The 8404-nt window shown below is 44.0% G+C and carries 8 protein-coding genes; all 8 read right to left on the bottom strand.

What is annotated here, in order from left to right:
- Positions 1 to 385: 385 nt before the first annotated feature.
- The 8 genes from lysS to cysK all read right to left on the bottom strand — a co-directional run bounded on the left by lysS (position 386) and on the right by cysK (position 8353).
- Entirely contained in the window at positions 386 to 1876 is a 1491-nt protein-coding gene (gene lysS / locus CSV76_RS14175) for a lysine--tRNA ligase (protein WP_085427782.1), read from the bottom strand.
- 154 nt (positions 1877 to 2030) lie between these two features.
- Complete coding sequence (gene folK, locus CSV76_RS14170; RefSeq protein WP_085427781.1) at positions 2031 to 2540, bottom strand: 2-amino-4-hydroxy-6-hydroxymethyldihydropteridine diphosphokinase; 510 nt, start codon at positions 2538 to 2540, stop codon at positions 2031 to 2033.
- On the bottom strand, positions 2537 to 2905 hold the full coding sequence (gene folB, locus CSV76_RS14165) for a dihydroneopterin aldolase (protein ID WP_085427780.1): 369 nt from the start codon (positions 2903 to 2905) through the stop codon (positions 2537 to 2539). Before folB ends, folK begins: the two co-directional genes overlap by 4 nt.
- Positions 2906 to 2926: 21 nt before the next feature.
- Positions 2927 to 3778, bottom strand: coding sequence for a dihydropteroate synthase (folP, locus tag CSV76_RS14160; protein WP_085427779.1), 852 nt, complete (start codon positions 3776 to 3778; stop codon positions 2927 to 2929).
- Positions 3778 to 4620, bottom strand: a complete 843-nt coding sequence (gene pabC / locus CSV76_RS14155; protein ID WP_369823340.1) for an aminodeoxychorismate lyase — start codon at positions 4618 to 4620, stop codon at positions 3778 to 3780. Before pabC ends, folP begins: the two co-directional genes overlap by 1 nt.
- 8 nt (positions 4621 to 4628) lie before the next feature.
- Positions 4629 to 6059, bottom strand: coding sequence for an anthranilate synthase component I family protein (locus CSV76_RS14150; RefSeq protein ID WP_099625972.1), 1431 nt, complete (start codon positions 6057 to 6059; stop codon positions 4629 to 4631).
- 26 nt (positions 6060 to 6085) lie between these two features.
- Positions 6086 to 6727 (bottom strand): peroxiredoxin family protein, encoded by a 642-nt coding sequence (locus tag CSV76_RS14145; protein WP_099625971.1) that lies wholly within the window; start codon positions 6725 to 6727, stop codon positions 6086 to 6088.
- Between the two features lie 699 nt (positions 6728 to 7426).
- Positions 7427 to 8353 carry a cysteine synthase A gene (gene cysK, locus CSV76_RS14140; protein WP_085427775.1) on the bottom strand — a complete coding sequence of 309 codons (927 nt, stop codon included), beginning with the start codon at positions 8351 to 8353 and terminating at the stop codon, positions 7427 to 7429.
- Between the last annotated feature and the right edge of the window lie 51 nt (positions 8354 to 8404).

The following is an 8404-nucleotide window of genomic DNA, read 5'->3' as shown; positions in this document are numbered from 1 at the left end:
GAGAAATTCGATTAGCTCGAGTTTCATTTGCTGGCATCAATTAAGATACTCATTTTGTTTGTGTCACTGGCAAGCCAGGCACAAACTGTATTTCGTTAACGTTTTGCTGTTCAGTTTTCAAGGTTCATAAGGTTGGTCTCTCGTAAGAGTCAACTTTCTTATATTAACATCTCGTTGTTATGTTGTCAACACTTTAGTTAAAAACTTTTTCGTTGTGTTTTTCGCTAAGTCGCTAACTGCAAAAGCAACTTTATAAATATACCACCTGTTTTCAAAAAGCGCAACTGTTTTTATCAATTCTTTTTGCTTTTCTTTTACATTCTATATAAACGCTTGATTTTAGACAGAAAAAAACAGCTCCAATATAGCTATTGGAGCTGTCGTATCAGTCTTTAGGACGCATTTGAGGGAATAATAGTACGTCACGGATTGATTGAGAGTTCGTCAACAACATGACGAGACGATCGATTCCGATACCTAGACCACCTGTAGGCGGTAGTCCGTATTCTAATGCTGTAATGAAATCTTCGTCCATTTCATGCGCTTCGTCGTTTCCTTGTTCCTTCTCAACAAGTTGCGACTCAAAGCGTTCGCGCTGATCGATTGGATCATTTAATTCCGTAAAGGCGTTCGCGTGTTCACGACGGACGATGAATAGCTCGAAGCGATCTGTATAGCGTGGATCTTCCGGGTTCTTCTTCGCAAGAGGTGATACCTCTACAGGATGTCCGTAGATGAATGTCGGCTGCACAAGTTCTTCTTCTACTTTTTGTTCGAAGAATTCATTCAGTACATGACCTACTTCCATAGAAGGAGTTACTTGAACGTTATGCTCTTTTGCTAATTCATGTGCTTGTTCTTTCGTCAATTGCTGCCAGAAGTCAACACCCGTAAAGTCTTTAACTGCGTCTGCCATGTGCAGTCGTTTCCAACGTGGTGCTAATTCGATTTGATCGTCGCCGTATTGGATCGTCGTTGTACCGAGCACTTCTTGCGCGATATGTGCCACAAGGTTCTCAGTCAATTCCATGATGTCGTTGTAATCTGCATAGGCTTCGTACAACTCAATCATTGTGAATTCAGGGTTGTGGCGAGTGGACATTCCTTCATTACGGAATACGCGTCCGATCTCATATACTTTCTCTAGACCTCCAACGATTAGGCGCTTTAGATGTAGTTCAATAGCAATTCGCATGTATAGTGTCATATCAAGTGTATTGTGATGCGTAACGAATGGGCGAGCTGCTGCTCCTCCTGCAATCGAGTGAAGCATAGGTGTTTCTACTTCAAGGAAACCTTGTCCATCTAAATAATGACGCATGGATTGAATGATACGACTACGCATAATGAATGTTTCTTTGCTGCCTTCAGTCGAAATCAAGTCTAGGTAGCGTTGGCGATAGCGCTGTTCTACATCTTGTAAGCCATGGAACTTCTCAGGTAACGGACGTAATGCTTTCGTCAAGAACGTAAACTTCGTCGCTTTAATAGAGAGTTCTCCTACTTTTGTTTTGAAGATAACGCCTTGTACACCTACAATGTCTCCAAGATCCGCAAAAGTGAATAGCTTATAAGCATCTTCACCAATAGCGTCTTGACGCACGTAAATCTGGATTTGACCTCCAAGATCTTGGATATGCGCAAATCCTGCCTTACCTTTACCACGCTTCGTCATGATACGGCCGGCAATTGTTACTTCATGCTCGTTCTCTTCCAGCTCTTCTTTTGATTGTTCTTCATATGTAGAGCGGATTTCACTTGTTAGGTGTGTTCGTTCAAAACGCTGACCGAAAGGATCCAAACCACCTTCGCGTATATCTTTCATCTTCTGGCGTCTCACCAAAAGCTGATCATTCATTTCATCCATATTGGACATTACCTTTCACTCCTTCATACTTTGACTATCCCTCTTCACGGGAATGGTCGTCTGCAACTATTGTACACAAATTCCAGGCCTAACAAAAGGACAAACAGTTATCTCGTGTGTTTGTATAGAAAAACTGCCCCGTTATAGGACAGTTCGTTCAATCTTATTGTAGAAACTCCTCAATTCGCACAATCTTTTTCCAAAGATTCACTCCGTCTTCCTTTATCGCAGGCTCTTCATTGTAGAGCCTTCCCGTTATAGGATTCTTTACTTCCGGGTTAATTTCGACTAGCGGAACGAGAACAAAGGCGCGCTCTTGCATACGGATATGTGGAATAATCAGATGCTCCAGTTGAATGTGCTCTTCATTATAAAGCAAGATATCCAAGTCTACCGTCCGTGGACCCCAACGGATTTTACGCATTCTACCAAGCTTGTTTTCAATGGATTGACACGCACTCAATAATTCTGTTGCTTCTAATGTAGTCTCTAGATTCACTACGATATTCAAAAACTTCGCTTGTTCTGTTAATCCGACAGGCTCAGTTTCGTACACTGAAGAAACTTTTAACGCCTTAATAGAAGGATTTTCATTTAACAACTCCACAGCTTGCTGTAAATGCTCGAGGCGATTACCTATATTCGACCCGAGTGACAAGTAGGCGTTATTCAAGTGAAACGCCCCCTCGTGATTTCCACGGAAACGGATGAGTAATGCCCTCGAATCGGTGGATCCGGCTTTATAAGTAGGACGCGCACACCATTCACCTTTTCCGCAAAGTCTGTCATAATCGTACCCGCCACTGTTTCCGCCACCGTTTCGATCAAATGAACTGCTTCTCCTTCCACAATGTTCTTGCACATCTCATACACTTCCGCATAGTTCATTGTTTTCGATAAATCATCAGTTTGTCCAGCTTCGGCAAGATCTGTTGCCAATGAAACTGTCAGACGAAAGCGCTGTCCGAGTTTATTCTCTTCAGGCAATGCGCCGTGGTAACCGTAAAACTCCATATCATTCAAATGAATATAATCCATGAAACCCCTCCATTTTATCGCTTACCCAGTGTATGCTGCTTTCTTCGTCAGTACATCCATCATCTTGACCATCCGCGAGATTTCCTTTACATCGTGAACTCGCATAATATGTCCACCGTGCTCAATACCGTAGCAAACCGTGGCGCCTGTACCTTCAACTCGCTCATCCACAGGCAAATCGAGTACTTTCCCAATCATGCCTTTACGGGACGTACCAAGTAAAACAGGATATCCCAGATCCGCAATCGAAGATAGTCCTTGCATCGCTAGTATATTCTGTTCAAGATCTTTCGCAAAGCCGATACCTGGATCTAGCCAAATCATCTCTTCACTAACTCCTGCTCGTTTCGCAATCTCGATACTCTCTTGCAAATCTTCTATAACTGCCTCCATGAACGGTAGCTGATAATCACGATCCTCGCGGTTATGCATCAAGATGATCGGTATGCCATATCGCGCCGCTACTTCTGCAATGGCTGGTTCACGCTTTGCTCCCCACACGTCATTAATTATACTCGCGCCCGCCTTAACCGCGGCTTCCGCAACAGCTGCTTTTGACGTGTCAATCGATATTACACAGCCGAGTTCTCGAGTGAGTAATTCAATGATCGGCACAACCCGCGCTATCTCCTCTTCTACCGAAACAGGAGTGTGCCCCGGACGGGTAGACTCACCACCGACATCAATGATTTTCGCTCCATCCATGAGCATGCTTCGTGCGTGTTCAAGCGCTGGGTTTTGCTTGCCAAATTTCCCACCATCCGAAAACGAATCCGGTGTGACGTTCAGTATCCCCATGATGATTGTTTCTTCCATAAAATTAATCGTCGTTTCTCCCAGTTGATAAGAGGCACGTGCTTTTGATAGTTCCATTACTGGTCACCCACTTTCATTCGGTTGACGGCTTGTTGGTAACCGGCATGTAATTGTTGATAGACCGGTCCTTCTTTGCCAGAAAACCTCGTTTCTCCTACTCGGCGAATTGGAACTAGTTCCTGAATCGCGTTGGTAATGAATACTTCTTCCGCCGATTCGAGTTCACCAGGCATGTATAACCCTTCATGAACAGCCAATCCAACTACTCCCGCGGTCTCCATTACAAAGGCCCGTGTCGTACCCGGTAAAATTCCTGTCTCTAATGAAGGTGTATACAACTCGCCTTCTTTTACCCAAAATATATTCGATGTAATGCCTTCTGCTACATATCCGTCAGATGTAACGAATAAGCCTTCTGTTTCTCTCAATGAAGGCAATTCGAGACGTCCTTTTACATTATTTGCATACTGATGAGACTTATGACGAACAACACTTTCAGGTTCATTGCGCGTCGTGGCAAGCCAGACACCATCTTTTTCTGTATGTACAGCCGGTAGATGAAGTGCCTTTTGAAAGATCAGTACATTTGGTTGTTTGTATTGAGTAGGGGCTAACCCGATATCATGCACACCCGCCGACACGTTTAATCGGTAATAACCATCCTCGCAGCCATTCTCTTTATATAAAGAATGAACCGCCATCAGAATTTCTTCATCGCTATACGGCATCTCTATATGGTAGTCAATCAAAGCTGACCGCAATCGAATCATATGCGAATCATAAAGAAATACTTCCCCACCGTACGTACGGAAAGTTTCGAAAAACCCCAATCCGTAAAGAAATCCATGATCGAAAGGGGAAATGCGTAGTTCATCTGCATGTACTTGCTCCCCGTTCATCCAGCAAATCAATGTGAGTGCCCACTTTCTTGACGAGTGACTAGCTCAGCCATCTCTTTGGCCTGCCACAGTGCTTTCGCTTTATTCAAAGACTCTTCATATTCTGAAGCAGGATCTGAATCTGGTACTAGACCAGCACCCGCTTGAATATGCACGACACCTGCCTGAATAAATGCCGTACGAATTGTGATATTTAGCTCCAAATCTCCATAAAAACCAATCCATCCCATTGATCCTGTGTAGAGACCTCTGCGTGTCGGTTCCAATTCTTCAATGATTTCCATCGTACGCAGTTTAGGATCTCCCGTAATTGAACCACCGGGGAAAACTCCGTGCATGATGGGCGCAAGATCTTCAGAAGCTGCCGTACCCCGTACATTTGATACCAAATGCATGACATGTGAGTACTTTTCAACGACCATGAATTCATCAACTTCTACTGTGTCTTCTTGACAGATTCCTTCGAAGTCTGCACATTCGAGATCGACAAGCATCTTGTGCTCACCTTTCTCCTTCGTATTCGATACCAATTCTTCCTGCAAAGCGAGGTCTTCTGTTTCCGTCAAACCGCGTTTGCGCGTACCACCGATTGGACGAGTACTCAATTCAGTTCCACGTTTTTTTAACAATAACTCAGGTGAACCGGAGACTACTTCAAAATCCGGCGCCGCCATATAAGCCATATAAGGAGAGGGGTTGAACGAACGCAGCGCTTCATACATCAATATAGATGGCGCTTCGAGTGGTTTTGACTGACGTACAGACAAATTCACTTGTACAACATCTCCCTGCTCGATAAATTGCTGTACATCACGGACCATCTGTTCAAACTGCTCTCCTGTTACGGAAACTTGCAAATTATCCTCTGTAACGTCAACATCCGTCGCTTGTCCAGGTGTAAACTGACGATTGGTCAAGCCTATTTGTGATGCTTCCGTCCATTCATTCACTATATCATCCAAGCTATGCTGCTTCTCAGGCAATGCCATAAAATAGACTTTCTCATTTTCTATGTCAAGCACGGCCCATTGATCGAATAGATAAAAGAATACATCAGGTGTCACTAAATCATCTTTTGCAAGAACCGGCAGCGTCTCATAGCGTCTGACATAATCATAACTGATCATCCCGATAGGACCACCTTGGTAGGCAGGTAACTCATTCTGGTACTCCAGCTCATATTGCGTCATAAAATCATTCAGCAGGACTAGCGGATCTTCTCCTGTTACTATTTCTTCTTTGCCATCACGCCACTCCAAGCGTAGCCCTGTTTCGATTGCCTGAAATGTCACAAGCGGATCAAGTCCCGCCACGCACATCTCTCCACCACGACCACTTTCTAATAAAACATGTCGTTCCACTTCTGTCGCAAGTTGACGATAGGCGTAAAAGAATTCATCTTTTGTCATTGAAGCCGTCTGATAAGCTACTGTATTCATGCTAGTTCCCCCTGCATTTCTAATGTTCACTCTGCTTTACTTTCCTCTATTAACTGTTTGATCATCTTGTCATCAAGCGGCAACATTAATTTATCTGTGATGACGCCTTCTTCATTGATGATATACGAAGTCGGGTAGACTTTGATCTGATACATTTTCATGACTTCGCTATCCTTATCTAATAAAATCGGGAACGACAATTTATATTCATCCACGAATTCCTTCGCACTTTCGACTTTATTCTTTTCAGTCTTTGTCATGTTGACTGCGAGTATTTCCATATTGTCGGTTTCTTTATTGTCAGTATAGTAGCTATCCATATGCGGCATTTCTGAACGACATGGTGGACACCACGATGCCCAGAAGTTTAACATAACTGTTTTACCCTGGTAGTCGGATAACTTTACCGTATCCCCGTCAAGTGTGGTTAGTTCAAAGTCAGGTGCTACATCCCCTTTATCGAGGCCTGGCTTGTCAGGTTCGGTAGTGGTTTGCCAATCTTGCGGCAGACGTTCACGCTCGTCTTTCGGTAATTTATCTATTCCGGCATCTTCATAACCCGGAATACCAGAAGTTTCTTCTTTAATTTCTTTGTTCAACATGAATATAATGAATCCCATGATGACGACAACTAAAACTGAAATAATTATGCTCCACTTTTTTTTCACAGTGAGCCTCCTCTGTTCTATGTATAGCTTGCTTGGTTCGTCTTAATTATACAGATTTCAGTGCGCTGATAAAAGTTTGAAGTTTATCTACGGTCAAATGTATCGTGCAAAGCTGGTTGGGAATGAGTTTTGTTCGGAATGGGTAAGTAAGATGCGGCAGTAGTTTGTTGTTTTGCGTGACGTTTTCTCTTCCTTGTTTTTGCAAAGGTAGTGGTTTGACTAGCAAATTAAGTGGGGCGGGCATTGGACCCACTTCGGCGGTGGTGGATGGCTTCCGCAATGAGCCAGACAGGAAGTTCGCCTGACTGTCTCATTACTACGCCTACCACGTGCAGCCGCCTACGTTAGATTATGTGTAGGACAGTTCAGATACTTGTTTTGCGAGAATAGAAACTAGTACTACCCCGTCACTGGTTGTCTTCTTTTATAAACCACAACCTGACTTGTTAAGCACTTAGTAGCGCAGGCACAACTGCGGGGTAGGCCGTGGCCATGAGACAGCTAGCAGCCCTACCGCTAGTTGGCTCATGGCTGGAGGCAATCCCCCACGTGCCTGTGCGGGTCCAAAGCACGACCCTCACCATCTTCAACGCCCAAACCTAAGTCGAGCCACGACCCAACCCCAATCCCCTAACAACTACCTCTATATAAAAAAAGACGAATCCCCAAAACACAGGATCCGCCTTCAGTCTTTATCTCTTACTCTTCATCAAATTGATAAAGAGGTGTGCTCAAGTAACGTTCTCCGTTTGACGGAAGGATTGCTACAACTGTTTTGCCTTTGCCTAACTTCTTCGCTACTTGCAACGCAGCCGCAATTGCTGCACCTGAAGATACTCCACCGAGGATACCCTCTTCACGTGCCGCACGACGCGCAAACGTATATGCATCATCATTAGAAACTTTGATAACCTCATCATAGATTTCCGTATCCAACACTTTCGGCACAAATCCTGCCCCGATTCCTTGGATTTTATGCGGTCCAGGCTTACCTCCAGACAATACTGCTGAATCTTCCGGCTCTACCGCAACGATATTGATACCAGGGAAACGTTCTTTTAATACTTCGCCCACTCCTGTAATCGTACCACCCGTACCAATTCCCGCAATGAACGCGTCTACTTGATCCAGAGCATTCGCAATCTCAGGTCCTGTTGTCAGACGATGAACTTCGGGGTTTGCTTCATTATTGAATTGTTGTGGCAAGAACCAACCGTTTTCTTCTGCCAATTGCTCAGCTTTAGAAATTGCGCCTTTCATTCCTTCAGCTCCTGGAGTCAATACTAAATCCGCTCCGTATGCGCGAAGTAAGTTACGACGCTCTAAACTCATCGTGTCAGGCATAACAAGTACTGACTTATAACCTTTTGCAGCTGCAACCATAGCGAGACCGATACCCGTATTGCCGCTCGTCGGCTCGATAATTGTACTGCCTTCTTTTAAATTACCGCTCTTTTCCGCTGACTCAATCATAGCAAGCGCAATACGGTCCTTGACACTTGAGCCAGGATTGAAGAATTCTAGTTTCAAATACACATCTGCGTCGTTTGCACCTGTTAAACGATTTAATTTTACTAACGGTGTTTTACCTATCAAATCAATAACTGAATTTCCCACTCTACTCATTTGTCATCCGCTCCTAATACCTAGTATTTTTATATGTTTTATTAGCTTAAT

The organism is Sporosarcina sp. P17b (assembly GCF_002743115.1).
Classification (GTDB): Bacteria; Bacillota; Bacilli; order Bacillales_A; family Planococcaceae; genus Sporosarcina; species Sporosarcina ureae_C.
This window is presented reverse-complemented; position numbering and strand designations above follow the sequence as displayed.